Annotated in this window: 23 protein-coding genes and 1 tRNA gene; 10 read left to right on the top strand and 14 right to left on the bottom strand. The window is 58.6% G+C overall.

Annotated elements, in window-relative coordinates:
- Positions 1-247 precede the first annotated feature (247 nt).
- Positions 248-1,255 carry a dipeptidase gene (locus IGS75_RS12830; RefSeq protein ID WP_202257091.1) on the bottom strand — a complete coding sequence of 336 codons (1,008 nt, stop codon included), beginning with the start codon at positions 1,253-1,255 and terminating at the stop codon, positions 248-250.
- A gap of 81 nt (positions 1,256-1,336) precedes the next feature.
- On the opposite strand from IGS75_RS12830, the gene IGS75_RS12825 reads away from it, so the two are divergent.
- Positions 1,337-2,134: an exodeoxyribonuclease III gene (locus tag IGS75_RS12825; protein WP_141352278.1), complete on the top strand. Its 798-nt coding sequence runs from the start codon at positions 1,337-1,339 to the stop codon at positions 2,132-2,134.
- A gap of 23 nt (positions 2,135-2,157) precedes the next feature.
- Here the strand turns inward: IGS75_RS12825 and IGS75_RS12820 are convergent, their stop codons facing one another.
- Positions 2,158-2,892, bottom strand: coding sequence for a response regulator transcription factor (locus IGS75_RS12820; RefSeq protein ID WP_141352280.1), 735 nt, complete (start codon positions 2,890-2,892; stop codon positions 2,158-2,160).
- 163 nt (positions 2,893-3,055) lie between these two features.
- Here IGS75_RS12820 and IGS75_RS12815 point away from each other — a divergent pair, with 163 nt between their 5' ends.
- Positions 3,056-3,568: a L,D-transpeptidase family protein gene (locus tag IGS75_RS12815; protein WP_141352282.1), complete on the top strand. Its 513-nt coding sequence runs from the start codon at positions 3,056-3,058 to the stop codon at positions 3,566-3,568.
- 7 nt (positions 3,569-3,575) lie between these two features.
- Here the strand turns inward: IGS75_RS12815 and IGS75_RS12810 are convergent, their stop codons facing one another.
- The gene (locus IGS75_RS12810) at positions 3,576-5,378 is read right to left on the bottom strand and encodes a cation:proton antiporter (RefSeq protein ID WP_141352284.1); all 1,803 of its coding nucleotides are present in this window, start codon (positions 5,376-5,378) and stop codon (positions 3,576-3,578) included.
- A gap of 92 nt (positions 5,379-5,470) precedes the next feature.
- Between IGS75_RS12810 and IGS75_RS12805 the strand changes: the two genes are divergently transcribed.
- Entirely contained in the window at positions 5,471-5,986 is a 516-nt protein-coding gene (locus IGS75_RS12805; protein WP_202257089.1) for a GNAT family N-acetyltransferase, read from the top strand.
- On the opposite strand, the gene IGS75_RS12800 is transcribed toward IGS75_RS12805, so the two are convergent.
- The 3 genes from IGS75_RS12800 to IGS75_RS12790 form a co-directional block, all read right to left on the bottom strand.
- On the bottom strand, positions 5,952-7,325 hold the full coding sequence (locus tag IGS75_RS12800; RefSeq protein ID WP_202257087.1) for an RsmB/NOP family class I SAM-dependent RNA methyltransferase: 1,374 nt from the start codon (positions 7,323-7,325) through the stop codon (positions 5,952-5,954). The genes IGS75_RS12805 and IGS75_RS12800 overlap by 35 nt on opposite strands.
- Positions 7,326-7,381: 56 nt before the next feature.
- Positions 7,382-8,875 carry an IMP dehydrogenase gene (gene guaB, locus IGS75_RS12795; protein ID WP_202257085.1) on the bottom strand — a complete coding sequence of 498 codons (1,494 nt, stop codon included), beginning with the start codon at positions 8,873-8,875 and terminating at the stop codon, positions 7,382-7,384.
- Between the two features lie 150 nt (positions 8,876-9,025).
- Positions 9,026-9,099: transfer RNA gene (locus IGS75_RS12790), tRNA-Gln, on the bottom strand.
- A 158-nt stretch (positions 9,100-9,257) separates the two neighbouring features.
- Here IGS75_RS12790 and IGS75_RS12785 point away from each other — a divergent pair.
- From IGS75_RS12785 to IGS75_RS12775, 3 genes are read left to right on the top strand one after another with little or no spacing between them, the layout of a single operon-like run.
- Positions 9,258-10,379: a Ppx/GppA phosphatase family protein gene (locus IGS75_RS12785; RefSeq protein ID WP_141352292.1), complete on the top strand. Its 1,122-nt coding sequence runs from the start codon at positions 9,258-9,260 to the stop codon at positions 10,377-10,379.
- Entirely contained in the window at positions 10,376-11,182 is an 807-nt protein-coding gene (locus IGS75_RS12780) for an RlmE family RNA methyltransferase (protein ID WP_141352294.1), read from the top strand. The genes IGS75_RS12785 and IGS75_RS12780 overlap by 4 nt, the downstream gene beginning before the upstream one ends.
- A 55-nt stretch (positions 11,183-11,237) precedes the next feature.
- Positions 11,238-12,599 (top strand): sodium:solute symporter family transporter, encoded by a 1,362-nt coding sequence (locus IGS75_RS12775; protein ID WP_202257083.1) that lies wholly within the window; start codon positions 11,238-11,240, stop codon positions 12,597-12,599.
- On the opposite strand, the gene IGS75_RS12770 is transcribed toward IGS75_RS12775, so the two are convergent.
- The 4 genes from IGS75_RS12770 to hpnD all read right to left on the bottom strand — a co-directional run bounded on the left by IGS75_RS12770 (position 12,567) and on the right by hpnD (position 17,443).
- The gene (locus IGS75_RS12770; protein WP_141352298.1) at positions 12,567-13,199 is read right to left on the bottom strand and encodes a phosphorylase family protein; all 633 of its coding nucleotides are present in this window, start codon (positions 13,197-13,199) and stop codon (positions 12,567-12,569) included. The two genes, IGS75_RS12775 and IGS75_RS12770, sit on opposite strands and share 33 nt — an antisense overlap.
- Complete coding sequence (gene shc, locus IGS75_RS12765; RefSeq protein ID WP_202257081.1) at positions 13,199-15,193, bottom strand: squalene--hopene cyclase; 1,995 nt, start codon at positions 15,191-15,193, stop codon at positions 13,199-13,201. The genes IGS75_RS12770 and shc overlap by 1 nt, the downstream gene beginning before the upstream one ends.
- 73 nt (positions 15,194-15,266) lie before the next feature.
- The gene (gene hpnE, locus IGS75_RS12760; RefSeq protein ID WP_202257079.1) at positions 15,267-16,562 is read right to left on the bottom strand and encodes a hydroxysqualene dehydroxylase HpnE; all 1,296 of its coding nucleotides are present in this window, start codon (positions 16,560-16,562) and stop codon (positions 15,267-15,269) included.
- Between the two features lie 5 nt (positions 16,563-16,567).
- Positions 16,568-17,443: a presqualene diphosphate synthase HpnD gene (gene hpnD, locus IGS75_RS12755; RefSeq protein WP_141352304.1), complete on the bottom strand. Its 876-nt coding sequence runs from the start codon at positions 17,441-17,443 to the stop codon at positions 16,568-16,570.
- A gap of 137 nt (positions 17,444-17,580) precedes the next feature.
- On the opposite strand from hpnD, the gene IGS75_RS12750 reads away from it, so the two are divergent.
- On the top strand, positions 17,581-18,054 hold the full coding sequence (locus IGS75_RS12750) for a cupin domain-containing protein (protein ID WP_202257077.1): 474 nt from the start codon (positions 17,581-17,583) through the stop codon (positions 18,052-18,054).
- A gap of 81 nt (positions 18,055-18,135) precedes the next feature.
- Positions 18,136-19,305, top strand: coding sequence for a pyridoxal phosphate-dependent aminotransferase (locus IGS75_RS12745; RefSeq protein ID WP_202257075.1), 1,170 nt, complete (start codon positions 18,136-18,138; stop codon positions 19,303-19,305).
- 28 nt (positions 19,306-19,333) lie between these two features.
- Here IGS75_RS12745 and hpnC read toward each other — a convergent pair whose 3' ends face one another.
- From hpnC to hpnA, 3 genes are read right to left on the bottom strand one after another with little or no spacing between them, the layout of a single operon-like run.
- Positions 19,334-20,197 carry a squalene synthase HpnC gene (gene hpnC, locus IGS75_RS12740; RefSeq protein ID WP_202257073.1) on the bottom strand — a complete coding sequence of 288 codons (864 nt, stop codon included), beginning with the start codon at positions 20,195-20,197 and terminating at the stop codon, positions 19,334-19,336.
- A complete protein-coding gene (locus tag IGS75_RS12735) occupies positions 20,194-21,336 on the bottom strand; it encodes a glycosyltransferase (protein WP_202257071.1) in 1,143 nt (380 codons plus the stop codon). Before IGS75_RS12735 ends, hpnC begins: the two co-directional genes overlap by 4 nt.
- Positions 21,336-22,331, bottom strand: a complete 996-nt coding sequence (gene hpnA / locus IGS75_RS12730; RefSeq protein ID WP_202257069.1) for a hopanoid-associated sugar epimerase — start codon at positions 22,329-22,331, stop codon at positions 21,336-21,338. Before hpnA ends, IGS75_RS12735 begins: the two co-directional genes overlap by 1 nt.
- Before the next feature lie 134 nt (positions 22,332-22,465).
- Here hpnA and IGS75_RS12725 point away from each other — a divergent pair, with 134 nt between their 5' ends.
- Both IGS75_RS12725 and IGS75_RS12720 read left to right on the top strand, forming a co-directional pair.
- Complete coding sequence (locus IGS75_RS12725; RefSeq protein WP_202258609.1) at positions 22,466-23,647, top strand: HpnL family protein; 1,182 nt, start codon at positions 22,466-22,468, stop codon at positions 23,645-23,647.
- Complete coding sequence (locus IGS75_RS12720) at positions 23,644-24,525, top strand: prephenate dehydrogenase/arogenate dehydrogenase family protein (protein ID WP_202257067.1); 882 nt, start codon at positions 23,644-23,646, stop codon at positions 24,523-24,525. The genes IGS75_RS12725 and IGS75_RS12720 overlap by 4 nt, the downstream gene beginning before the upstream one ends.
- A 52-nt stretch (positions 24,526-24,577) precedes the next feature.
- Here IGS75_RS12720 and pyk read toward each other — a convergent pair whose 3' ends face one another.
- Positions 24,578-26,008 carry a pyruvate kinase gene (gene pyk, locus IGS75_RS12715; RefSeq protein WP_202257065.1) on the bottom strand — a complete coding sequence of 477 codons (1,431 nt, stop codon included), beginning with the start codon at positions 26,006-26,008 and terminating at the stop codon, positions 24,578-24,580.
- Positions 26,009-26,024: the final 16 nt, after the last annotated feature.

The raw sequence follows: 26,024 nt of genomic DNA, 5'->3' as shown, positions 1-26,024 counted from the left end.
AACCCCGGTTTGCTGGAGATGCCATCAGATTGCCCAATTTTTAATCATATTTTGTAAGTCATTGAAAATACTTGTATCTTGCTTCCCAATATATCCCGCCAGCGTCGATCTGTGGGACAGAAAGGTGCGGGAAGCTCCCGATGGGCATCTCTTCCGATCGTGGTGGACGAACCGACTCCCTATTTAGCCGTCCATGATCATGTTCTGTTCTGCTGGGCGACCCCGAAAGCGTGTGAAGACTCCGCTCTCAGGCTTTCTCTGCAGCCTGTTCGGCCGTCTCCAGAAGACGCAGCATGTTACCACCCCAGATGGCAGAAATATCCGCGTCGCTGAATCCTGCCGTCTGAAGGGCCCAGGTCACGTTTGCAGTTTCGGTTGCGTCCTTCCAGCCTGGAATACCGCCACCGCCATCGAAATCGGACGAGATACCCACATGCTCAACTCCGATACGATCCGCGATGTACGAGACATGCCGCACCAGATCGTCAACAGTGCCTCCGCCGCCCTTTTTCAGGAAAGAGCCCATAGCAGTCACTTGAATCAGGCCACCCGTTTCCTTTAGGCGATCAAGCTGCTCGTCATCCAGGTTGCGCGGATGATCGCACAGGGCGCGGGCGCAGGAGTGGCTGGCGAAAATAGGCGTGGTGGAGACTTCAGTGGCCTGCATCATGGTCGACTTCGCCGCATGGGACACATCGACCAGAACGCCTGTGCGGTTCATATGTGCAATCGCCTCACGTCCCAGACCGGACAGGCCGTCATGAAGTGTATCGCTATCCGCTAGATCCTTGCGGGGAATGGCCGCATCCGCGAGCGCATTATGCCCGTTATGGGTAAGTGTCATGTAACGGACGCCATAGCGACGGGCGAGCTCGGCAATACGCTCCGGACGACCGCCCAGACCATGCCCGTTCTCGATCGCCGGAATGATGGCGAGGTCGTCTGCCTTGTGGGCGGCCCGCACATCCGCAGCTGTGCGGCAGATACGTGCGCCCTGATCGCCCTGCCGTCCTTCAAGTCCAGCAATCACGTCCAGCATGCCCTGAACCCGCTCCCAGCCGTCAGCATGCCCGGCTTCGTCACGGGGGCCCTGTGGAATATAGGCGGCCAAGCATACGGCCCGCAGACCGCCTTTGCGAGTTTTCGGGACATTCACCTGCCTTGGCGTTTCTTCTGCCCAGGCATCCTGCTGGTCCGGCCAGGGAATATCGATATGGGAATCAAGCGTCAGGAGCGTGTCGTGCAGATCGGTCATGGTTCGTTCTAGATCGGACGGGAACGTCTTGTGTGCAAGAGGGTGCTTGTCAAAACGATCGATCCGGTCGATCCAGTTTGAATGCGTCTCATCACCTGGAACATCAATTCCCTTCGACTCAGACTGCCTCTGCTGAAGCAGATCGTCGAACAGGAAAACCCGGATATCGTTTGCCTGCAGGAAACGAAAGTCCCGGATCCTCTCTTCCCTGCTCAGGCTTTGGCCGAAATGGGGCTCTCTCATCAGATCTACAAAGGCATGAAGGGCTATAACGGTGTGGCGATCCTGTCGCGACACGAACTACAGAGCGTAGACGGCACACCTGACTGGTGCACTCGCTCCGACTGCCGACATGTCGCAGCCAGCATTACCACACCGGCCGGCCCGATCCTGCTGCACGATTTCTATGTACCGGCTGGGGGAGACATCCCGGATCCCGAAGAAAACGAAAAATTCGCTCACAAGCTGGCCTTCGTGGACGAGGTAATCAGTTGGTTCAGCACCACACCACCTGCACGCAGTATTCTGGTTGGCGATCTTAATATTGCGCCGTTGGAACACGATGTTTGGAGCCACAAACAGCTCCTGAAGATCGTCAGCCACACGCCTCCCGAGATTGAACGTCTCAAGGCGTGGATGGCAACGGGGTTTCAGGATGCTATGCGGACGATCACGCCAGAGCCCGAAAAGCTCTATACATGGTGGTCATACCGTAACAAAGACTGGAAGAAGTCCAACCGCGGACGACGGCTTGATCATGTTTGGATGACGCCCGATCTGATGCCGGGCCTTCGTAATGTCCGGGTCCTTCAGGACGTGCGGGACTGGGACAGTCCCTCCGATCACGTCCCGGTCGTGCTGGATTTCGATCCGGCCTGACCCGTTACCCAGCCTGTCAGCCTTCAGGCTGACAGGCTGTCGGAGCTGATGACACCACGGCCTTCCGGATCGAGACGATACCCGCCCCCTTCCGTAATCAGCAGTGACGTGCGAGCCGGATCGGGTTCGATCTTCTGGCGAAGGCGGTAGATATGTGTCTCAAGCGTGTGGGTGGTGACGGCTGCGTTGTAGCCCCATACCTCGTTCAGGAGAACCTGACGGGCCACCGGACGTTGACCTGCGCGGTAAAGATATTTCAGGATCGCTGCTTCCTTCTCCGTCAGACGGATCCTGCGGTTGCGGGCAGTTTCGACCAGCAGCTTGGCGGACGGACGGAAGGCATACGGACCGATCTCGAAGACGGCGTCCTCGCTGTTCTCGAAAATCCGCAGCTGGGCACGCAGGCGGGCGAGAAGTTCACCGATCCGGAAAGGCTTGGCAACGTAATCGTTGGCTCCTGCATCCAGACCGCGAACGACGTCGTGTTCGTCATCGGAGCCAGTCAGGATAATGATCGGCATGCGGACGCCTTCGCGTCGCAGCTCAGCGCAGAAATCGCGTCCATCACCATCGGGGAGAGTGATATCCAGCAGCATGGCGTCATAACGGGCACCAGGCTTGGCGAGAAGTTCGCGCGCCGCAGCAACGGAGGTCGCCTCAACGGCTTCCAGTTCGCCACCGTGCTGAAGCTGCTCTGCGAGAAGACGACGCAGCGTATCATCATCGTCAACAACCAGAATGGGGCGTGGACCTGCCATAATAACCTGTCTCGTTCTATCACGACGGAAGAAAAGTCACATCCGCAGAGGTCGGCGTTCGTAACTCGTGCATCTGGACTTGCCGTTCCCGTTACGGGGTGAAGAAAGCAGCATGCTCTCGGGGCAGACTATGGCAAGTACAGTCGCAAAAGGAAACAGCATTATGGCTAAAGCTATTTTGAAAACCGCTGGAGACCGCGCTTTTATTCACTTCCAGGGTAAAATCATTCCGGTTTTGACGGGGCGGCGCGGTCTATCTCTTGACAAGGTCGAAGGCGATCTGTGCACCCCCGTGGGGGAACTGCCGATCCGACGTGTCCTCTATCGTGCAGACCGGATATCCAGCCCCGTTTGCGGTGTAGAGCTGCCTGTTGAACCAATCGCTCCCAATGACGGCTGGTGTGATGATCCGGCCCATCCCGACTACAACCGCGCCGTCTCCCTGCCCCACCCAGCTTCTTGCGAGACACTGTGGCGCGAGGACCATGTTTACGATCTCTGTATTGTGATGGGCTGGAACGATGCGCCAGCCGAGTCGGGGCGAGGCTCGGCTATTTTTCTGCACCTTCCGCCCGTCAGTGGTTACACGGAAGGTTGCATTGCCCTAGAGGAAAAGGAACTCCGCGCCCTTCTGCGGGACGGTCTTTCCCACATTACCGTGGAAAACCCGTCCTGAGATGATCTTATTCTGCTGCTGGCGGAACCATAGAGACCATGTAATCTCTCGGTTGAGGCACGGCTTTGTCATTGTCCTCGGCCGACCGGATCAGGATGTTTCCGTCACGCCGTACTACAAGAATGTCGAGCCTGTTCTCGTCCGTTCCGAAAGTCGGCGCGCTTTCTTCCGTGGCTTCCACTGCCACGAACCGCCACCCCTGTTCGAACAGCGTATCGAACAGGGTGTAATTCCAGGCGGGATCCCCCAGAACTTTGCCTCGCGCATCGCGTGACAGGCCGTGATAGAAATCCAGCCGCGCCACGCCGGGGCTGATCTGATAGACGCGCTGCCGCCCCATGGTCGGTGCCAGATGTCCACACACCATTCCGTTATAGATGCCATCACCCGTCGTCGCGATCAGATAATCAGCAGGGCGTTCTTCAAAGGATTCCTGTCCGTGCTGAGACAGGAGTTCCGCCCGTAGGACGGGAATATCCCTGCGTGTTGCCGGCATGAGTGCACTGGAGCGGTTGTCTACCAGAAGTACGGGCACGCCGGCCCTGCGCAGGCAGGACGCAAAATTGATGGACCACGGACTTGCTCCCAGAATTGCAATCGCCGGATCGTTGGATAGCGTGAGCTTCAGAAGCCGCGCGATCGGTCTGAGCGAAAATCCATGCAAGATCATCGTGACCGCAATCACGGCGAACACCGCTGGCATGATGAGATCCGCGGACTGATATCCAGCTTCCTTGAGGCTGATTCCGGCCTCACCGGCTACAGCCGCCGCCACGATACCGCGCGGCGCGATCCAGCCAACGAACAACTTTTCCTTCCAGGGCATGCTTGTTCCCAGTGTGGACAGGAAAATACCCATTGGCCGCACAACAAACAGAACCACGACCGTCAGTGCGAAAATCGGAATGGAAAGCCGCGCCAGAACAGTGCGGTGAAGATCGGCCGTTAGCATGATGAACAGCACTGACACGACCAGAACCACGAGCGATTCTTTCATGCGTCGCAGTTCCGTGACACCAGGGATCTGAAGATTCGCCAGCGCCATACCAAAGATCGTGACGGCCATCAGTCCTGCGCCACCCATCTCGAGATTGCACAGCGAAAAGATCACCAGCGCTATCGAGATCAGCATTGGGGTCTTGAGGATTTCCGGCATCAAATCTCGTGTAAAGAGATAGCGGATCAGATAGGCCGGCAGGATTCCTGCCGATAGTGAGACGGCAATTGCTCCCAGAAGGTCCGGCAGCGTATGCGTAAAGAACACGTCCGCATGAACGTCCACATGCAGCATCATGAGCTGAAGGACGACAGCTGCCAGAATCGCGCCCAGAGGATCGTTGACGATGGCTTCCCAGCGTAGGAATGCGGCCACGCGCGGCTGAAGCTTGGCGCTGCGTAGCAGCGGCAGAACCACCGTCGGTCCCGTCACGACGACGATTGCCCCGAACAGCATGGATGTACCCCACTCCAGATGCGCGACATAACGCGCCGCCAGGGAGCCCAGAACCCAGTTGATCGGGAGTGCAAGCATTGTCAGGCGTGCAACGCCCTCACCGGCTTCGCGCAACTGGCGGAAATCCAGCGCCATGCCGCCTTCGAACACTACGAGCGCCACGAGTAGCGATACCAGAGGCCGGAACATCCACCCCATCGTCTCCGATGGATGAAGAATACCCAGTCCAGGTCCGAAGATCAGGCCCAGCAAAAACAGAAGGACAATAGCCGGAAGGCGGAATCGCCACGCGACCCACTGGGCCAGCATCCCTGCTCCGAAAGTCGAGGCAATGCCGATAAGAATGTCATATTGCATGGATGTTCGGGACGGGCTCCGCGTTATGGATACGAAGCGGTATCATATCCCGGATCGGTCAATGCACCTAAAATATGGAATAGTGCTCTGTTATGACGCTCCTGCCCGATACGAACCTCCTGATCCGTCCCGCCCATTCGATGGACCGTGAAGAAATTTGGTGTCTTCTGTCCCCCGTCTTGCGCAAGGCAGAAACCTACGCGTTGCCCCGTCACTGGGGACGGCAGCAGGCGCTGGCGTACTGGATGGATGTGGAGCATCGCGTCTACGTCGCGCAGACCCGTGACCATGAGATCGTCGGGACATTCTATCTTCAGGCCAACCACAAAGGCGGTGGCGCGCATATCGCCAATGCCGGTTTCGTTGCCCGGTCTGGCTTTGGCGCTGGTCGCTTCATGGCCGAACATGCCTTGGCACAAGCCATGAAACTAGGCTTTCGTGCCATGCAATTCAATTTCGTTGTCAGCACAAACCTACGTGCCATAGCCTTATGGAAATCATTGGGATTCCGGGTGATCGGCACGCTCCCCGGAGCATTCGATCACCCATCCCAAGGTTATGTGGACGCGTTGGTTATGTGGAAGGATCTTCCGCCACTGGCATTGTAGGCGCAGATTCAGCCGTCTCGGTCGGTTCTTTAGGTTTCACTTCCGTCATGACCCGCTCCAGCACACAGGCAAAGAACCCGTCCGTTCCGTCCCGCAACGGCGTCAGGGAAAACTGCGCCTTGTTCCGTAGTTCGGTAGGCAGGAGTTCAGGCATCTGCTCTTTCGACAAGCGCATAAAATCCGTGCGACGCTTGAGGAAAGAATCGATCTGCTGCCCGTTCTCACATGCCAGAAGCGAACAGGTCGCATAGATCATCCGCCCACCCGGCTTCACCAAAGATGCTGCACGATCAAGGATTTGCGCCTGTTTGATAACAAGCTCTTGAATGTCTTCAGGCGTCAGGCGCAGGCGTGCATCCGGGTTCCGACGCCAGGTTCCGGTTCCCGAGCATGGTGCGTCGACCAGCACCCGGTCGAAGCTACCAGCCCGACGCTTGGCCCATTTGTCTCCCGACACCAGAAGGTGCCGCTCGACGTTATGAACGCCTGCCCGACGCAGCCGCTTGACCGCTCCGTCTAGGCGCTTCTCATGCACATCACATGCTACGATATGCCCGCGATTTTCCATGGTCATCGCCAGTGCCAGCGTTTTGCCACCCGCACCTGCACAGTAATCCAGAACCCGGTGTTCGCCGTGCGCATCCGCGGCTGCCACCACAAGCTGGCTACCCTCGTCCTGGATTTCGACCAGCCCATCCTTAAACGCTTGCGTCGCCGTTACGGGCTGGCGTCCATCAAGCCGCAGTCCCCAGGGCGAGAGCTTCGTCGGTTCTGGTTGAAGCGATTCGCGGCGAAGCTCGCGGATGGCCGCCTCACGGCTTCCTTTTAGCAGATTGACACGCAGATCGAGTGTCGGCGTTCCGAGCATGGCTTCCATCTCGTCTGGAAGGCGGTTGCCGAACGTCTCGCGTAGTGCGCTGTCCAGCCAGTCCGGATATTCAAGGCGTACGGCAATGGGCTGCTTTTGGGTGGAAAGTTCTTTTCCTTCCAGCCCCTTGAGCGCCATATCTTCACGTGACGTCAGAGGCTTCTGCGCATAGCGCTCGCCACTGAACAGTTTGCGGACGTTATCCATCGTTTCCCCACCGAGGAGAAGCGATGCCGAGCACAGCAGGCGTGGAGAAATGTCGCCGGAAATATCCTTAAGATGCCATTGCAGCCGTCGCCAACCCCGCAGGACATCCCAGACGATCGTGGAGATGGCCCGACGGTCTCCGCCACCAATATAACGGCGTTCGCGGAAAAAAGCGTTGGCTGTGGCGTCGGCGGGACGGCGGGGCGCGTTCTGGATCGCACAGAGCAGATCGATGGCGCCTGAAAGACGGGCTGCGGGGGTCATAGCGCCCCCGTAGCCCGTTTAGCCCCTCAATGCGAGAGGCTTTGATGCAGGAACGCTCAGTCCCGGCGGTAGTTCGGAGCCTCACGGGTGATCGTCACATCATGGACGTGGCTTTCACGGAGGCCAGCATTCGTGATGCGACGGAACATGGTACGGACCTGAAGATCGGCAATGGTGGCCGATCCGGTGTAGCCCATTCCTGCCTTCAGACCACCGACAAGCTGGTGGATGACCGCGGACATGCCCCCCTTGTATGGAACCTGACCTTCAATGCCTTCCGGGACCAGCTTGAGCGTATCGCGGACTTCAGCCTGGAAGTAACGATCTGCGGAGCCGCGGGCCATGGCGCCGAGCGATCCCATGCCGCGATAAGCCTTGTAGGAGCGGCCCTGATACAGAAATGTTTCGCCCGGGCTCTCGTCGGTACCCGCCAGAAGCGAGCCGACCATGACCACATCCGCACCGGCGCCGAGCGCCTTGACGATATCGCCCGAGGTCCGAACGCCACCATCTGCAATGGCCGGAATGTCCAGCTCGTGGCAGGCGGCAGCCGTTTCCATGACGGCGGAGAATTGCGGCACACCCACGCCAGCCACGACGCGCGTGGTGCAGATGGATCCTGGTCCGATGCCGATCTTCACGCAGTCGGCACCGGCTGTAATCAGTGCACGCGCGGCCTGCGGCGTTGCAACGTTGCCTGCGATGACCTGCAGGTCCCCGTGACGGCTTTTGAGTGTCTCAACTGCGGTCAGAACACCATGGGAGTGTCCGTGGGCCGTATCCACGACGATGACATCCACTCCGGCTTCAGCAAGAGCTGCAGCGCGACGGAAGCCGTCTTCTCCGACGCCTACGGCCGCAGCGCAGCGCAGATGGCCTTGGGAATCCTTGATGGCCAGCGGATGCGCGATGGCCTTGTCCATGTCCTTGACAGTGATTAGCCCGATGCAACGCTTCGCTTCGTCCACCACCAGGAGTTTTTCGATCCGGTGACGATGTAGGAGCGTGCGCGCTTCATCAGGTGCAGCCCCGTTGAGGACCGTTACGAGGTTTTCGTGCGTCATCAGGTCGCGAACGCGCGTGTTCGGATCGGTCGTGAAGCGCATGTCACGGTTGGTCAGGATGCCGACGAGAACACCGCTGCCATCTTCAATGACAGGAAGGCCAGAGACGCCATGCCGCGCCATGATGGCCTGAACCTCGGCCAGCGTCTGGTCCGGGCCAACCGTGACAGGATTGACGACCATGCCTGATTCGAAGCGCTTGACGCGGCGGACCTGCTCGGCCTGCTCTTCAATGGACAGGTTTTTGTGAATGACGCCCATGCCGCCCTGCTGCGCCATCGCGATAGCCATGCCGTCCTCGGTCACGGTGTCCATGGCGGACGACATCAGCGGGATGTTTAGTTCGATGGAGCGCGTCAGGCGGGTTCGTGTGGAGGTCTGTGCCGGCAGGACCGATGATTCAGCCGGCTCGACGAGAACGTCGTCAAAAGCCAGAGCATCGCGGATGCGCTCATTAAAATTGGTTGTGCCGGAAGATGATGTCATGCCCGCTTGCCCCCGTTACGTCATGCGTCGTGACGACGCGATATGTGTGAACCGGAGACCAAGAGGCCGCCCGGCCGTTGGCGGGTCCTCATAGAGTAATTTACCCCTTGAGGGGAAGTCTCTTTTTTACGGTATTTTCTGAGGATTTTTTGGCTGGGAGACCTGGATTCGAACCAGGGCTGACCGGGTCAGAGCCGGTAGTTCTACCGCTAAACTATCTCCCAAGCGGTGAGAGGGTGTTTATCAATCGCCCCGGGGTGGCGCAAGGGGGCGATTGATATTTTTTTCAGAAAAACTGATATTTTTCTTGCGACTAGGGTCCTGCGCACCCCATGCTGCTTTTCCAAGGTCCCAGATCAAGGGCAAGCGGGAGCCGAAACACATGATGAGGTATAGAACGGATTACAACCTGTCAGGCCCTGTGCCTGTGCATGCGTCTGCCAGACGTACGGGTCCGTTCTTTGGTGCCATCGATCTCGGTACCAACAACTGCCGCCTCATGATTGCAGCGGGTACGCCCAACGGTTTTCGTGTAGTGGATAGCTTCAATCGCTCAGTCCGTCTGGGCGAAGGCCTGCGCGCTAGTGGCCGTCTTGCTGAAGAGTCCATGAAGCGTGCGCTTGATGCACTCCGTATTTGTGCAGAACGCATGAAGCAGTGGCCCCTCGTCCATGTCCGCGCCGTTGCGACCGAAGCTTGTCGTCAGGCTGCCAATGGTCGCGAGTTTCTGGCGCGCGTACAGCATGAGACAGGTCTGACGATTGATATCATCACGGCTCGTGAAGAAGCGGAGTTGGCGCTTGAAAGCTGCTCCCCCCTCTTCCGGCAGCCGGAGCACAAGCCGGTTCAGGCAGATCGTGGGGTCCTTTTCGATATCGGAGGTGGCTCTACCGAGGTCGCCTGGGTCCGGATCGATCCGGAGCGTCAGACCCAGACCTTGATAGGCACAACAAGTGTCCCCGTCGGCGTAATTACTCTTCAGGAAATGTTCGGTGAAGGACATGGCCCCTCTTATGAGACGATGGTCAGTCATGTTCAGGGCTATCTGAAAAGTTTCGAGACCGTTCACCGTATTCGGCGTGAGGTAACGCTCGGCAAAACACGGCTGATTGGCACCTCCGGAACCGTGACGACGCTAGCCGGAGTGGCGCTCTCCCTACCCCGTTATAACCGCGCGGCTATTGATGGCCTGACACTGCCTGGCCCAAGCATGGTTGATGCCATCGGCAACCTGCGCCGTCTGGATCGTGACGAACTGGCAGAGCATCCTTGCGTGGGGGCTGAACGCATGAAATTCGTTCTGCCGGGCTGTGCAATTTTCGAAGCGATCCATCGTCTATGGCCGGTTGAGGACGTAACGATTGCGGACCGGGGGTTGCGCGACGGGATGTTGCTGCGTATGGCCCGCGATCATGGTCAGCGTTCCGGCAAGGGGCGCAGTACGACCAGTCGCCATGCCACGCCTCGGTCACGGGGCCCATTCGGGACATACGCAACGATATGAAGCCGCCAAGATCCCGCTCCGGTTCCAGTAAGGACACGGGACCGAAGCGTATTCCGGGAAAGGCCCTGAAAAGCGCCTCCAACCCCGGTGAAAACGACGCAACGCTTGATTCTGCAACCGCCCGCACGGCCCGCAACAAGACCGTGTCGTTACGCACGGCCCGTGGACGCACCACGGCCCAGCAGCGCTGGCTCAATCGTCAGCTGAACGATCCCTATGTGGCGGCCGCCCGCAAGCAGGGCTGGCGTTCGCGTGCTGCTTTCAAGCTGATCGAAATCGACGACCGATTCAAATTGATCGGGGAAGGTACGCGGATCATCGATCTGGGTGCTGCTCCTGGTGGCTGGACTCAGGTCGCGGTTAAGCGTGGGGCTAAGCATGTTGTGGGGCTGGATCTGCTTCCGGTCGATCCTGTTGCGGGTGCGGAAGTCATCGAGGGGGACTTTACGGATCCCGAGATGCCGGATCGCCTGAAGGATATGCTGGGTGGTCCGGCCGATCTCGTCATGTCCGATATGGCGCCGAATACGACGGGTCATGCCGCAACCGACCACATGCGGATCATGGGGCTCGCGGAAGGAGCGCTTGATTTCGCTTTTCAGGTTCTGGCCGAAGGGGGAAGCTTCATCGCCAAGGTATTCCAGGGTGGTTCGGAAAAAGACATGCTGGCACTGATGAAAACAGCGTTTTCCAGCGTCAAGCACGTCAAGCCCCCGGCATCTCGCAAGGAATCCAGCGAGCTTTATGTCATTGCAACGGGTTTCCGTCCGGAGCGTCTGCTCGAAAGCAGCAAGGGCGCCTGAGGGCAGCAGATACCACTACCCTGTATAGATTTTTTCGGAAGAATAACCTGTCTCGATGCTTGCCAGCCTGCTCGTTATTCTTTTGTATCTCTGCTTTCTGCCCGTTATCTCCATTGCGCTGGCTCGGCAGCCTCATAAGGATCTCCCGCCATGGGCGATCTGCCTTTCATTAGTCGCGACCGAAACATCGACCCTGACCATCGTCAGTGTCCCGGGCGTGGCTTACCTCAAGGGTTATGTTTTTGTCGGGCTGGCCATTGGATACCTGATTGGTCGCACGGCGGTCGCAATCTGGTTTCTGCCGCTGCATGAACGTGGCGCAACATCCATCTATCGCTATATTGGCCAGAGATTTGGTACAAAATTACAGAAGCTCCTCTCTGGCACCTTTCTGATCACCCGCCTCGTCGCCGAAGGTGTCCGCCTCTACGCTGGAATGCTTCCCGTCTCGATGCTGTTTGCCAGCATGGGTTATCCAGTCTCGGACCTGATTCTTCTATTTCTGATCGTTCTGCTGACGCTAGCTTATACAATCGCGGGCGGTCTGAAAGCCGTTGTCTGGTCCGACAGTCTCCAGCTTGGACTGTATCTGGGCGGAAGTATTGCCTGTCTTATCGTGATCTGGTGCCGCGCGGGGGCAGCTCCCTTTCACTGGGCCCCTGTCTTCAGTCATGGCCTGCCCGTCTTTACAGATCCGTTTTCTATCGCCGGCGCAGTTATCGGCGGGGCTATTCTAGCTCTGGCTTCGCACGGGACCGATCAGTTGATGCTGCAACGTTGTCTTGCGGCGAAGACCCTTAATGGTGCGCGCGCGGCGATGATCGGCAGTGTTTTTGTCGTGGGAGGGTTTTTTGCCCTGCTCTCCTTCATTGGTGTGGCATTGCGGGATCTGATGCCGGCTCAGGGGGCGCGGCCCGACGCACTGTTTCCGCATTTCATCCTGACCTTGCCACCCGTATTAGGCGGCCTTATGGTCGCATGTATACTCGCTGCGACTATGGGGTCCCTGTCCAGCGCCATGAACGCGATGGCGGCCGCAAGTCGGACAGACTTTATGCCGCACGGCCCGTTCTCTCTAAGGACCCTGACGGCGCTCTGGGCTTTTCTTCTTGTTCTGACCGCGATGCTGTTTTCGCGCCCAAGTGGTTCGGCTGTCGTCTTCGGCCTCTCCATCGCGTCCTACAGCTATGGCGCCACCCTTGGAGTATTCCTGCTGGCCATGATCGGCCATTCCCGGGATGAACGGGCTGCGATTGCCGGTTTCATATCCGCAGTGATCGTGCTGGCGCTTGTGTCCCTCATCCGAATTGAGGGGCATTCCATTGCCTTTCCGTGGCTCGTTCCGATCGGTGTCGCGGCCACGTTTGCCGGTGCCGGGACCTTCTCAGGCCTGAGGCGAATTGGTTTGCAGGAATGAAGCCATGGAACGCTGGGCGATGGCTGCTTCCCTGCCCAGACGGATCAGTCCGCCGATCTGCAGGGGATGTCGCAGAAGGGAACCCACTAGGCCTGGTACATACACGGCCCCATCTCTGACGCTGGTCTTGACCGCGGGCGGGAGATCCCGCTTTGCATCGTCACAGACCACCCGTAGAACAGTAAAAGGCAGACCTACATCGGCAACAACGCCGCTTTCCATGTCCACAGCCAGGCATTCTGTCTGCGAAAAGTATAAGGCTTTTTCCAGAGCCAGTTCGACCAGTGCGTCGCTGTGCAGGATGCCACCACGTCGCGCATAGGCCGAGCCGAACATTTCACTCAGACGCGGATCGCAGGAAATATCCCTGTTCTGGTAACGGACATGGTCCGCCACGATGACTGTTCCGGGTGCAATGTCCGGTGAGAGGCTTCCTGCGCATCCGAAAGACAGGAGTTCCGTTGCGCCTGCATTGAGCAGACGTTCCACTCCCCTGCGCGCGCCTTCCGGCGTGGCATTGCTCAATGCCACGGGAGTATTCGGCAGGAAGCGTCGGATCAGACTGGCTTCCTGTTTCAGGCCTGCGAGAATACCGAGCATCAGAACCCGTACTCCACCTTGCCGCTGTTGCTTGCACCAAGATTGCGGTAACGGGCCAGGGCAGTCAGCGGGAAGAATTGCTTGTAGCCATGATAGCGCAGGTAGAAGACCTTCGGAAAACCGACCGCGTTATAGGCTTCTTCCTGCCATTCGCCCTTCTCGTTCTGCTGGGACACGAGATAGGCTACGCCGTGTTTGACCGCATCGCTATCGCGGCGTCCGACGGCCATGAGAGCCAGGACGGCCCAGGCGGTCTGCGACGGCAGGCTCTTTTTATAGATGCCGGCGGTACCGCCCTCGTAAGTGGCGCAGTCCTCGCCCCAGCCGCCGTCTGGACGCTGGACGCTCTCAAGCCAGTTTACGGCCCGCAGGACCATCGGATCATCATGCGGCACACCTGCAATGTTCAGGGCGCACAGAACCGACCATGTTCCGTAGATGTAGTTCGTTCCCCACCGGCCGAACCAGCAGCCTTCGGGCTCCTGTTCCGAGCGCAGATATTCGATTGCCTTGAGGATGATCGGCCGGTCATCCGGGTCTCCAAGCTGCGCCAGGAAGGAAATGCAGCGCGCCGAGACGTCCGCGGTCGGTGGATCCAGAAGTGCGCCGTGATCCGAGAAGGGAATATGGTTGAGTAGCTCGTGGTCGTTGTCGATATCGAACGCACCCCAGCCGCCATTGGTGCTCTGCATGCCGATGATCCATTCCCGAGCGCGGGAGATGGCCTCACGGCTGTTTTCGGGATCGACGCGATGCAGAAGCATGGCCACGACGGCAGTGTCATCGACGTCCGGGTAGTAGTCGTTCTCGTACTGAAACGCCCAGCCACCGGGGCGCAGGTCAGGCGTGTTGATGGCCCAGTCGCCCTTGACGTCCAGGATCTGGCGTTCCCGCAGCCACTCGGCACTCTTTTTTAGTGCGGCGAGTGTTTCCTCGGTTTTCGTGCCGGCCGGTCCGGACGCCGCCTCAATCATCGCAAGGCCCGACAGGCCTGTATCCCAGACCGGTGAGACGCAGGGCTGGCAGTAAATCTCGTCACCATGATCCACGAGCAGATCCTGGATTGCGTCCCATGCCGTTTTGGCACGCGGATCGCTGTCCGGGATGCCTTGGGCGCGGTACATCATCACGACATTCGCCATGGCTGGATAGATCGCACCAAGGCCACCCCGACTCAGACGCGGTTCGATGAAGTCGCTGGCGGCCTTAAGGGCCCTTTTGTGCATGCTGCGCGGAATAAGTGGCAGGACCGGCCGAAGTGCAGAGTCCAGATGTTTGAAAAACCGTCCCCAGACCGAGCGGTACGGTCCGCGGATCCAGTCCGTGACTTCCGAAGGCGGTTTGACGAACAATTCCTGCACATGAATACCGTGCGGATTAATGGCCTTGGGTCGAAGCGCGTTGAGGACCAGCAGTGGTGCGATGACGGCCCGGGACCAATAAGACATGTTCCAGACCGAGAAGAACGCCTTGCGTGGCAGGAGCATGAGCTCGACTGGCATGACAGGAGTTGCATTCCAGGGCACTTCCCCAAACAGGGCGAGCTGGATCCGCGTGAATACGTTTGTCCGCGCCGCGCCGCCGTGGTCGAGAATGGCTTCACGCGCAATGCGCATGTGAGGCGCATTGATGTCATCCCCGATCGCCTTGAGTGCGAAATAGGCTTTTACGGTCGCCGACAGATCGAAGCCGCCGTCATGATAAAGCGGCCATCCCCCGTGATCGCCCTGAATGCGACGCAGATAGACACCGATCTTGGCTTGTTTTTCAGGGTCGATCCGGTCGAGATAATGTTCGAGCAGCACATATTCCGCAGGGATCGTCGCATCCGCTTCGAGTTCGTAAACCCAGTGTCCGTCTGATTTCTGCTTCCCACCCAGCGCGGCTTGCGCTCCCTCGACGGCATGATTGATTTCATCGGGTTCGACGGATTGGCGGGATAAGGTTTCGCTCACGCGGTCCTCCTTTTCCAGAATATCAGAATAGATCAGCATTGTTCGGTTCTCCCGACACAGGCGGTCCTGAAAGGCGGGGGTTGTGGTACAATCATGATTGTGAGAGCGTTCATCACGATTTCGTGTTCTCAAGGGCGGAGCGGAAACCCAGCGCCGCCACGGCCTGGAGACCCGATTGGATGGAGCCTTCGATCGTGGACGGCAGGCCGGTGTCAGTCCAGTCCCCGGCTAGAGCCAAATTCACGAGATCCGTTCGGGGGCCTGGCCGCAGTCGGTTTTGTTCGGGGGTCGCGGCGAATGTTGCCCGTTTTTCCCAGATCAGGCGCGCGGGCGGCATGGCCACCGGAAGCGACTGCGACAGGACGGGATCAAGAGCACGCCGAATCTCGGACCAGATTGTGGCCAGCAGTTCACTGTTTTCGCGATCGGCGTAGCGGTTGGCCGCACTGACGGTAACGGACAGGATATCGCCCTTAAAGAAGATCCATTCCGAAATGCCGCCAACCAGCCCAACAAACCCGGCTTGGGCCACCACGCCCCGGGCCTGAACCACGGCCGGAAGACGGAAATGCGCGTTTGCAATGCTTTCGAAAGCATCCGGCGCTTTCAGTCCCGGAATCAGGGATTGCGCGACAGGCCCCGGGACGGCCATGATGACCTGATCTTCAGGGCCGAGCTCGACCCGCCCTTCAGCGGTTTCGAGCGCCCTTGCCCGGCCATTTTGCTGTTCGATGGCACTGACGCGGACACCCGTGCGGACATCGCCATGAAAGCGCTTCAGATACGCAATGGCCGGATCGATCAGTGTTTCGGACAATCCAACTTCCGGGAACCAGGGGCAGCAGGCCATTCCGCCCTTGGCGAGGGATTGACGGATTACGTTCCCAAGCAGTTTTGCACTGCCGGTATGGATATCCGTATTGAGAACGGAAATCGCAAAAGGTACGAGCAGCCTGCGGCTCAGTTGCCCGGAACTCAGGCAGGCATCCACGGTCGTGTTCTCGCCGGCGCGCAGGAAGCGACCTAGGGAAGCCAGTTCCGACAGTTTCATGCCCGGGACGCGTCGGCCGCCCGGAAGCGCCCAGAATGGTAGCTTTCCTTTCGACAAGCGCAGCGTCCAGGCCAGGCTGTCCTCGAGATCGTAATACGGAAAGATCGGCAGTCCCGGACCGGTCAGGGTATGGCGAGAGCCAATGATGTCCAGGTAGCGAAACGTCAGATCATTCGCCGACAGGATCAGGTGATTGCCGTTATCAATCCGGGCATTGAGGGAGCGGTCGTGAAAAGAGCGGGCACGTCCGCCGCAGGCTGGCCCTGCCTCGTAGACCGTGACCCGGGCCTGTGCTGCCAGTTCGATTGCGGCGGAAAGGCCTGCCAGACCACCGCCGATAATGTGGACATGGCTCATGGGGCTTACTTCACATACGCTGCGAGAGTGCGCAGCTTTCTCCAGGGTTTACAGACTTTCGGAGCGATATCCGGCGTTTTCCAGCCGCGCTTTTCCAGCGCTGAGAGGATCGACGCATAGGAGGCTGCCATCATGCGGGCCGGCCGCATCGCAGTGCTATTACACAGCCGCATGGCATTGCGGGCTTCGCGGAAATGGTCTTTCGCCCGTTGTGCAAGAATGCGGGCGACTTGATCCAGGCCATGGGCGTACAGCGCTTCCTGCGGGTCTTTGGGAACATCGAACCGAGTCAGAAGCTCGGCGGGAAGATATAGCCTGCCCCGTCCCGCATCTTCGGCGATGTCGCGCAGGATGTTAGTCAACTGCAGGGCGCGTCCCAGATGGTAAGCCACGCGCCGCGCATTGTCGGACGAATCACCAAACACGCAGACTGAAAGCCGTCCGACCGCAGAGGCTACGCGGTCACAGTACAGATCAAGCGTTGCCTCGTCGGGCGCGACGATCGGCGCGCCGCAATCCATGGCCATACCGTCGATAACGTCATGAAAATCTTGGACCTGAATCTGATAGCGATGGATGGCAACAATCAGGATACGATCGAGCGCATCCGTCGCTACACCTTCATAGAGCTGGTCAATCCGGTGATGCCATTCCTGAAGAGCCGCCATCGGGTCTGCAACGCCAGCGTCGCCGTCCGCAATATCGTCCACCAGACGGCAGAAAGCGTAGACCGCGAACATCGCCTGACGCCGATCCGGCGGAAGAATGCTCATCCCGCGGGCAAAGGATGTTCCCGAGGTGGTGACGATCCTCTCGACATGGTCCAGATCGGCCTGCGCGCAGGGAAGACCGGAAGAAGCGCGCATCCTGCTGAAAACCATGTCTGTCCCCTGTCTCGTTTCAGAAGATCAGGGTTCTAGACCCAAATCCCCCCGAGACAAAGATGACCTGAACGGAAAGGCGTGCCATGCGTTAGTGTGATGCCAAAACGCAACACCTGAAGAGGAGTCTTTACGACATGCGTTTCTTTTCTCAGATAAACCCGCCCCTTCTTGCAGGGGCAGTTGCAACTGCGATTTTCTCGACACCGCTTGTCTTTGCACAGGCGCTCTCACCCGCAACAGCCAGTGGCCACGCCGAACATCTCCTTGCGGACGATCATTCGTGGAATGGCACCCCTTACGATCATTATCCGGCGACCCGCCCGATGCTTAGCATGATCCGTTTGACAATCCCGGCGCATTCCGCGTTGCCCTGGCATGTGCATCCCTATCCTAATGCGGGCTATGTGCTTGAAGGCACCCTCACGATCGAGGACCGTGAGAGCGGCAAGAAGCGCACTTTTCATCAGGGTGAAGCCTTCGCGGAATCGGTTAATGATGTCCATCGCGGTGTTAGCGGCGACGGACAGACGGTTCTGCTGCTGACCTATGCCGGATCTCCTGGAAAGCCGACATCCATCCCCCTGCCCGGCCAGAAGAAAGAATACTGAAAATATCCTTCGGGCCTGCTTTGACACAGAAAATGTTTCGGAACTAATATGTTCTGACCCTAGTCTGGAGTATGGCCCACAATGACCAGTCCCCTCTCTTCCGTCGCCCGCAGCGACCTTCTGGCCCGGGGATACTCCCGCCGCAGTTTTGGACGGATTGCCACGCTTCTGGCAGCTGGTGCGACCGTTCACGCCCTGACGAAATCCGCGCATGCTGGCATTCTTCCGTCAGGAATTAATTTTGAAGGCATGACCCGTCTGGGTAGTAATGAATGCTGGACGGGGCCTTTCCCGGAAGCCGCGCAAGCCGGTGCTTCTTCCGTTTTCCAGAGCAACCGTTACGATCCGACCGGCCACATGCGTGATGATCTGATCAAGACGGCTTCTGACGTGGAAGGAATTCCCGAAAGCCATGTCATGACATGGTGTGGTTCGTCCGATCCTCTCGCCCGCGCGATTGTTACGTTCTGCTCGCCCACCCGTGGGCTTGTTACGGCAGATCCGAGCTATGAAGCTGGCTGGGTGGCTGCTGACTGGTTGAAGATCCCCCTCGCCCGTGTGCCGCTGTCCGCCAAGGGTGGTTATCGTACTGACGTACGCGCCATGCTGGCGGCCGATCCCAATGCCGGCGTCTATTACATCTGCTCCCCGAACAATCCGACTGGGACGCTTACGCCTCTGCGCGATATCGCATGGCTCGTCGAGCACAAACCAAAGGGCTCTGTCGTTCTGGTCGATGAAGCCTATATCCACTTTTCGGAAGCGCCGAGCGCTCTGGAGTTGGTCGCCAAGAACAAGGACGTAGTCGTGCTGCGCACTTTCTCCAAGATGTTTGCTATGGCTGGCATGCGTCTTGGCCTGACATTTGCCAGACCCGATCTGCATGAAGCCATGATGCGTTATGATGGCAAGAGCGCAACCGTGATGCTGCCGGTCCCTGCTATGGCCTGTGGCACGATGAGTCTGACCATGAAATCAGCCATCGCTGCCCGTCGTCAGGAAATGATTGCAGCCCGGAACATGACGTTCCAGCATCTGCGCAAGCGCGGCATCCATTTTATTCCGTCGGATGCAAACATGTTCATTATTGACTGGAAGAAACCGGCAGAGCCGATCAAGGATGCATTTCTGCAGCAAAAAGTCGTGATCGGACGCTCTTGGCCCATCTGGCCGAATGCCTCGCGGGTTACCGTCGGCTCAATGGATGAAATGAAGACCTTCTGTACGGCGCTGGACCGGATCATCGCCTGATCCGATCCAGCCTCCCTGCCGTTCCGGCTCAGCCGGCGGCAGGGAAATAACGCAGCGCCCGGAACAGGGCCTTCGCCCCATCCGCCTTCGTCAAGGCTACACGTTCCAGCAACGGGTCCTGGCGACGCAAACGGGCTGTCAGGATATGGCACAGCTCCACAATGACGGCGGCTTCCAGCCGCATCCGGCGATCCCGGATCAGGAGAGGCAGGATCCGGGCGTTTCTGTTGAGGACGTCCACCCCATCCAGCATCCGGTCGAACACACGGCGAACCCCCGGCTTGCTGCGTACCAGACGCAGGTCATCCAGACAGACACCTTCTTTTTCCAACAACGGTAGCGGTACGTAGCACCGGTCGAGGACCTTTAGATCGTCTGCGACGTCCTGAAGATGATTGACGACCTGAAGGGCTGAACACAGGGCATCGGAAGGTGCGAGCGTCTCTTCTGCCTCACCATGCAACAGGAGCAGGAAGCGGCCGACGGGGTTTGCTGAATATTTGCAGTAATGCAGCAGCTCGTCCCAGCTTTCATAGCGGGTCTTTTCCGCATCCATGCAGAACGCTTCGAGAAGATCCGTCGCCGTTTCCAGCGGCACGCCCGTCTGAAGAAGCACTTCGCGCAGCTTGACCGCCGTCTGTGCGTCGGCGCGCGGAGGTGCAGTGATCTCACCCCGGATGACCGCCGCCATGCCTTTGAGCCGCGCAATTTTTTCGGCAGGCGTCAGCTCTGTCGTGTCCACCATGTCATCCGCGACACGCGCGAAATTATAATAGGTATGGACGTAAGGCCGTAGTCGTGGGGCAATCAGGAAAGAACCGACGGGAAAATTCTCGTCGGATTTGCTTTTGGCAGAGGTGACGTCTTTCGCCCCCCAGATGCTGTCTGTCACGATATTTCATCCGTGTAGGAACGATTTTTCCAGCGCACGCCGACCCCGCGGTGGTGATCGAGAGCCGAGCCGATGGTTGCTGCCATATAGAAGGCTGCCACGAGTGGGAGGGGAATGGCACGCCATAGTGGCAGGCCAAAGCGGCGAAGTGTCGGTACGAAAGTCAGGCAGGACAGCAGATAGGTCAGAAGGCCGACCCGTCGTTCCCGCCCTTTGCCGAACAGGGCGAGGGTCACCGGCAGAAGCCAGATCGTGGCCATCCCGATGATCGTTGCTAGCAGCAGGAGCGGCGAATAGCGCAGTTGCACGTAAGCCGTCCGCGCGATCATGTGCCAAACGTCCTTCATGCCACGATACGGTCGCACGGACCATGCCAGAGCACTGTGTCCCAGATAGAGCCGGCCACCCGAACGCTTTACATGTGCGGCCAGTGTGCAATCGTCGATCAGAGCGCCACGCAGGGCACTGATGCCTCCGATCCGCTCCAGAGCCCGACGCCGCAGAAGAATGGTTCCGCCTGCCGCACCCGCGATCCGTGAATGCTCGCTAGCAATCCGTGAAAACGGATAGAGCATCGCAAAGAAATAGACGAACGCCGGGACCAGAAAACGCTCTGCAGTGCTCTCGCAGTTCAGCGCCACCATTTCCGAAACAAGATCCAGATCATCTTCCCGGGCCTTGGCGACCAGGGAGGAAAGATGACCCGGGGCATGTATGATATCCGCGTCTGTTAGCAGGATGTAACCATAAGGGCCGATCCGCGTCAGGGCTTCCTGTTCTCCCTGATGGACCGCCCACAGCTTGCCACTCCATCCGGCAGGGCGCTTCTGGCCCGAAATGACGGTCAGGCGGTGATGCGGATCAGGCAGAGCGCGTGCGATATCGCCCGTCCCGTCTGTGCTCTCGTCATCGACCAGAATAACAGACAGTTTCCCGTCATAATCTTGCTCCAGAAGGGATGTCAGACATTCGCGGATAGAGTCCGCTTCGTCACGGGCGGGGACGACTACCGCCACGTCCGGTGCGCAGACCGGAGTGGGTTTCTGGGCGAGAATGGGGCCTTTCTGCCAGAATTTCCCATGGAGCAGAGAAAGGTAGAGCCAGGCTCCCAGACTGGTCAGTGCAGTTCCGAACAGCATTATTTCATCCGCCCGTGTTGACGGAACCAGGCAATGGCGTCTGCCACGGCATCGCGGGCCGGGCGCGGAGCATATCCGAGTTCTTTCTTCGCCTTGTCGGATGAGAAGAACATCAGCTTTTTGGACATGGCCAGCGTCTCACGCGTGACTCGCGGCTCGATATCAAACCCGCGGGCCAGCCATTCAGACACAAGCGCTACGGGATAGAGCCAGGACTGCTTGAGCTTGATGCCAGGCGGCTTTACTCCCGCAATCTGGCTGACCATGCGGAACAAGTCTCCCAGCATGATGTTCTCGCCGCCGAGAATGTATTTCTCGCCGATCTTTCCCCGCTCCAGCGCAAGAACATGACCTTCGGCGACGTCATCGACATGAACGATGTTCAGCCCGGTCTCGACATAGGCCGGCATGTTCCCGCTGGCACAGTCGAGGATCATCTGTCCCGTGGGCGTCGGCTTTATGTCCCGTGGTCCCACCGGCGTCGAGGGATTCACGATGATCGCCGGAAGGTTCTTCTCGCGGACCAGACGAAGGACTTCCTGTTCCGCCCGGTATTTCGAAAGTTTGTAGATCCCGATGACCTTGCTTTCGAAAACTGGTGTGGTTTCGTCTGCTGGCACACCGTCGCTTCGTAGCCCCAGGGCCGCAACCGACGAACAGTAAATAATTTTTTCTACGCCAGCCTCAAGGGCAGCCAGCATCAGATTACGGGTACCTTCCACATTGGCCTTCATCATGGTTTCCGGGTCCGGAACCCAGAGCCGGTAATCGGCAGCAACATGAAACAGGATTTTGACGCCTTTCAGCGCCGGAGCAAGCGTATCAGGATCGGAAAGGTCGCCGACGGCGAGTTCCGCGTTCAATTCAGCAATATTTGAACGATCGGATGTCGGCCGGACGAGAAGTCTCAGGCGGTGGCCGCGTTCTTCAAGGACGCGAGCGACGGCAGAGCCGACAAACCCTGTAGCCCCCGTAACGAGTGTGACATCGTTCATGGTGGCAGAGTCTCCTTGGGTCATCAGCAGATGGTTGCAATTTATGACAGCATAATCCCCCCGGCTTTTTGGGGAAAGCGTCTGAAAGGGTGGAATATTTACCCTGTGTGCGATAGAGCGTGTCCAAACGGTATGTGACGAAGACGTTGAAAAAAACTCTCCCTGTTCTGCTTTCCCTTCTTGGGGTGGCCCTTTTCACCTTCATTGCGGCTAAGGCGGGTATTCATCCCGTCATGGACGCTCTTTCAAAAGTCGGTGTTGGTGGCTTCCTGCTGCTCGCGCTCTGCCAGCTTCTGATTGACATGGGGCTCGGTGTTGCGTGGCACGCGGCGGTGCCGCTGCTGAGCGTGCGGCGCCTTATGGGAGCGCGTCTGGTCCGTGACAGCGCAGGTGCATGTCTTCCCTTCTCTCAACTCGGCGGTATGGTCATTGGTGTCCGCGCCACGCTGGCTGGTGTGGATCCCCGCACCGTCAAGGGAGAAAAACTAAACTGGCCCGAAGGTGTGGCCGCAAACCTGGTGGATATCACGACCGAGGTTCTAGGGCAGATCGCCTTCGTCCTGATTGCCCTTCTCTGTCTGATCGGCCATCACGGGGCTTCGCGATTTGTCTGGCCACTCATAGGTGGCATGCTCTTGCTGAGCATTGGGATTGCCGGATTCATCTGGACCCAGCAGCGCGGCGGAGTGATGGTTCGCAAGGCTGCGGCGTTTCTCGGGAAGCACATTGCTGCGGAGTGGCGCGATTCCCTGATCGGCAATACGGAGACATTCCAGTTACGACTCGAAAGCCTCTGGAGCCGCCCGGACAGAATTTCCTTGGGGGCATTCTGCCATCTGCTATGTTGGATGGGCAGTGCAGCCATGACGTGGCTGGCCTTTCATCTGCTCGGCGCCCATGTCGGATTTTTCTCCTCGGTCGCAATCGAGGGCGTGGTCTGTGGTATCATGTCGGCCGGTTTCCTAGTACCGGGCGCTCTGGGTGTGCAGGAAGCAGCCTATGCTGCCCTGGGCATGATTTTCGGCATCGATGCCGAAATCTCGCTCAGTCTTTCCCTACTGCGCCGCGGGCGTGACATCCTGATCGGCATTCCGGTCCTTCTGGTCTGGCAGATTGTGGAAATGCGTCGGCTGCGTCGTGCACCTCCTATGGAAGTAAGTAAAAGTACGCCGGCTCCGTCTCCGGTTTCCTCCCGCAAGACCGTTATTCCTCCCGCCGTGACGGCCCTTGCCGGTAGTATCAAAAAAGAGGCCACGTCCCGGGACGGCAAAAGCACCGAGGATACCCCTTTCGCGACGGCTCCCAGAGTTTTATGAAACCTCTCTTTGGGTCTCTCTGTGTCATCGGCCCGGGGCTGATTGGTTCGTCCATTCTGCGCCGGGCCCGTGAAACGGGGGAAATTGCCGAAACCCTGATCGCAGCCGACTCAAACTCGGGCGTTCTTGAACGTGTACGGGAATTGGGCATCGCGGATATCACGACGTCCGACCTTGTTGTTGCTGCGCAGGCAGACTGCGTCATGATCTGCGTTCCTGTTGGCGCAGTTGAACCGGTCGCCCGTCAGGTGCTCCCCTTTATGAAACCTGGCAGCATTTTGACAGATGTAGCCTCCGTTCGGGGACAGCTCGGCCCGACACTAGCGGCGATCCTGCCTGAAAACGTGGCGTATGTTCCCGGCCATCCGATGGCCGGAACCGAACATTCAGGGCCGGACGCGGGATTTTCAACCCTGTTCGAAGACCGTTGGGCGCTGCTCGTTCCACCTAAAGGCGCGGATACGAAGGCTGTGATCACGATTGAGCAGCTCTGGACGTTGTGCGGAGCGCGCACGAAAGTTCTGTCTGATGAAAAGCACGACAGGATCTGCGCCATGGTCAGTCACCTGCCGCATCTCCTAGCTTTTACGATCTGTGATACCGCAGACAACCTGTCTGATGAAATTCGTGCGGCTGTCCTGGATTATGCCGCGTCGGGCTTTCGCGATTTTACACGGATTGCGGCGTCGGACCCGGTCATGTGGCGAGACATCTTCCTGGCCAACAGGGAAGCGCTGCTTGGGACGCTCGACAAGTTCGTGGCCGACACACAGGCAATGGCCGATGCAATCCGTACCGGCGACGAAGAAGCTATCACAAGCAAAATTGAACGTGGGCGGGCTATTCGCCGGACTCTGATTGAAAACCGTCAAGCCTGAACTGCCTAGGCATAAGCTACTGCCGGACTAGAGTCCGACAGTAGCTGGCTATTCAGGCTGTGATGACGCGCAGGGTGTTCGTGCTTCCGGAATGCCCCGAAGGCAGGCCGGCCAGGATCAGAATCCGATCCCCGGTTTTGCAGAAACCTATGTTCTGTGCGAGTTCGACAACAGGACCGGCCAGAGGCTCGATGCCCTGAGAGCTCTGTTCGCTGTTGATCAGATGCGGAAAGACGCCCCATACAACACACAGTCGACGCGTAACCGATAGTTCGGGTGTCAGGGCAATGATCGGACAATGCGGCCGTTCACGGGACAGAAGCATGGCTCCTGCTCCACTCCGGGTCCGGCATGCGATAGCACCGGCATGAAGCGTGCAGCTGACCTGCCAGGCGGCCTGAACGATCGCGCTCTGGACAGTTTCATCTGGCGCCGGGCGCAGACGGTCCATGCGGAGACGCCACTCAGTGTCCTGCTCTACGCGCTCGGCAATCCGCACCATCATTGAGACGGCTTCGATAGGATACTTACCTGCCGCACTTTCCGCCGACAGCATAACGGCATCCGCGCCATCGTAAACGGCATTGGACACATCGGACACTTCGGCGCGCGTTGGCGTCGGGCTTTCGATCATGCTCTCAAGCATTTGTGTCGCCACGATGACCGGGCGGCACTGCTTGCGGGCTTCGGCAATGGCGCGCTTCTGCGCCACAGGAACTTCCTCAGGCGGCAGTTCCACACCCAGATCGCCACGCGCCACCATGATCGCATCCGACAGGTGCACGATGGCAGCCAGATCATCCATCGCCTGCGGCTTTTCAAGCTTGGTCACAATGGCTGCACGACCTGCTGCGATCTCGCGGGCTTCCTGCACGTCCTCTGGGCGCTGCACGAACGAAAGCGCTACAAAATCCACACCTAGCGACAATGCGAAGTCAAAGTCACGGCGATCCTTTTCGGTCAGCGCCGGAATGGGCAGCGTCACGTCGGGAACATTGACGCCCTTGCGCTCCGAAAGCTTTCCGCCCACGACAACAACCGTCTCGAGGAACCCCTCGCCCGTCTTTACGACACGCAGTTTGAGCTTGCCGTCATCCAGCAGGAGATGGCTGCCTGACTTGGCGGCGGAAATGATTTCCGGATGAGGCAGGCAGACGCGCGAAATCGTACCGGGTGTCCGGTCCAGATCCAGGCGAAACGGCTTGCCTTCCTCGAGGATTATCGGACCGTTCTCGAACACGCCGACACGCAGTTTCGGGCCTTGAAGATCCGCCAGGATGGCCAGAGGGCGCCCGACCTTTTCCTCGGCAGCCCGAATGGCGGCATGACGCTGGCCGTGATCTTCATGCGCGCCGTGGGAGAAATTGAGCCGGAAGACATTCACGCCCGCCTTCGCCAGGGAAAGAATCATCTCGGGTGAAGATGAGGCCGGCCCAAGAGTAGCGACAATCCGCGTGCGGCGGTAATGGGAACTGGATGTCATATACGGCGTCCTCGAT

Origin of the sequence: Gluconobacter sphaericus (genome assembly GCF_016757795.1) — a bacterium.
In the GTDB taxonomy this organism is placed as follows: Bacteria; Pseudomonadota; Alphaproteobacteria; order Acetobacterales; family Acetobacteraceae; genus Gluconobacter; species Gluconobacter sphaericus.
The sequence above is the reverse complement of the archived record's forward strand: the minus strand, read 5'-3'. Positions and strand labels throughout refer to the sequence as shown.

Bases quoted from the DNA above. Each gene is read 5' to 3' on its own strand.
- IGS75_RS12830 (WP_202257091.1), bottom strand. From the start codon at position 1,255: ATGACCGATCTGCACGACACGCTCCTGACGCTTGATTCCCATATCGAT.
- IGS75_RS12825 (WP_141352278.1), top strand. From the start codon at position 1,337: ATGCGTCTCATCACCTGGAACATCAATTCCCTTCGACTCAGACTGCCT.
- IGS75_RS12820 (WP_141352280.1), bottom strand. From the start codon at position 2,892: ATGGCAGGTCCACGCCCCATTCTGGTTGTTGACGATGATGATACGCTG.
- IGS75_RS12815 (WP_141352282.1), top strand. From the start codon at position 3,056: ATGGCTAAAGCTATTTTGAAAACCGCTGGAGACCGCGCTTTTATTCAC.
- IGS75_RS12810 (WP_141352284.1), bottom strand. From the start codon at position 5,378: ATGCAATATGACATTCTTATCGGCATTGCCTCGACTTTCGGAGCAGGG.
- IGS75_RS12805 (WP_202257089.1), top strand. From the start codon at position 5,471: ATGACGCTCCTGCCCGATACGAACCTCCTGATCCGTCCCGCCCATTCG.
- IGS75_RS12800 (WP_202257087.1), bottom strand. From the start codon at position 7,325: ATGACCCCCGCAGCCCGTCTTTCAGGCGCCATCGATCTGCTCTGTGCG.
- guaB (WP_202257085.1), bottom strand. From the start codon at position 8,875: ATGACATCATCTTCCGGCACAACCAATTTTAATGAGCGCATCCGCGAT.
- IGS75_RS12785 (WP_141352292.1), top strand. From the start codon at position 9,258: ATGATGAGGTATAGAACGGATTACAACCTGTCAGGCCCTGTGCCTGTG.
- IGS75_RS12780 (WP_141352294.1), top strand. From the start codon at position 10,376: ATGAAGCCGCCAAGATCCCGCTCCGGTTCCAGTAAGGACACGGGACCG.
- IGS75_RS12775 (WP_202257083.1), top strand. From the start codon at position 11,238: ATGCTTGCCAGCCTGCTCGTTATTCTTTTGTATCTCTGCTTTCTGCCC.
- IGS75_RS12770 (WP_141352298.1), bottom strand. From the start codon at position 13,199: ATGCTCGGTATTCTCGCAGGCCTGAAACAGGAAGCCAGTCTGATCCGA.
- shc (WP_202257081.1), bottom strand. From the start codon at position 15,193: ATGCTGATCTATTCTGATATTCTGGAAAAGGAGGACCGCGTGAGCGAA.
- hpnE (WP_202257079.1), bottom strand. From the start codon at position 16,562: ATGAGCCATGTCCACATTATCGGCGGTGGTCTGGCAGGCCTTTCCGCC.
- hpnD (WP_141352304.1), bottom strand. From the start codon at position 17,443: ATGGTTTTCAGCAGGATGCGCGCTTCTTCCGGTCTTCCCTGCGCGCAG.
- IGS75_RS12750 (WP_202257077.1), top strand. From the start codon at position 17,581: ATGCGTTTCTTTTCTCAGATAAACCCGCCCCTTCTTGCAGGGGCAGTT.
- IGS75_RS12745 (WP_202257075.1), top strand. From the start codon at position 18,136: ATGACCAGTCCCCTCTCTTCCGTCGCCCGCAGCGACCTTCTGGCCCGG.
- IGS75_RS12735 (WP_202257071.1), bottom strand. From the start codon at position 21,336: ATGCTGTTCGGAACTGCACTGACCAGTCTGGGAGCCTGGCTCTACCTT.
- hpnA (WP_202257069.1), bottom strand. From the start codon at position 22,331: ATGAACGATGTCACACTCGTTACGGGGGCTACAGGGTTTGTCGGCTCT.
- IGS75_RS12720 (WP_202257067.1), top strand. From the start codon at position 23,644: ATGAAACCTCTCTTTGGGTCTCTCTGTGTCATCGGCCCGGGGCTGATT.
- pyk (WP_202257065.1), bottom strand. From the start codon at position 26,008: ATGACATCCAGTTCCCATTACCGCCGCACGCGGATTGTCGCTACTCTT.